1 tRNA gene is annotated in these 339 nt (G+C 42.5%); it reads right to left on the bottom strand.

What is annotated here, in order from left to right:
* Positions 1-131: 131 nt before the first annotated feature.
* Positions 132-207: transfer RNA gene (locus tag H4J39_RS00005), tRNA-Ala, on the bottom strand.
* Between the last annotated feature and the right edge of the window lie 132 nt (positions 208-339).

Below are 339 nucleotides of genomic sequence, written 5' to 3'. Positions count from 1 at the left end.
ATCAGCTTTCCAGATTGTTAAAGAACTCATTCTTAACGCGCATTCGGTTAAAAACGTGGTTTAAAAAACCAAACTTAACGTGTTCATCAGAACAGTTTAAGTTTGGTCTTTTCTTTAATGAAGAATCGAGGTGGTGGAGCTATGCAGGATCGAACTGCAGACCTCCTGCGTGCAAGGCAGGCGCTCTCCCAGCTGAGCTATAGCCCCATCGGGATTCTTCTAATTTGTTATCATGTAATTTGTGTAGACACTCGTGAAACCGAAGTTTCCATTAAACTGTTTTTACTTCAAGATAAGGAGGTGATCCAACCCCAGGTTCCCCTAGGGTTACCTTGTTAC

It is taken from the genome of Colwellia sp. Bg11-12 (genome assembly GCF_014076955.1).
Classification (GTDB): domain Bacteria; phylum Pseudomonadota; class Gammaproteobacteria; order Enterobacterales; family Alteromonadaceae; genus Colwellia_A.
This window is presented reverse-complemented; position numbering and strand designations above follow the sequence as displayed.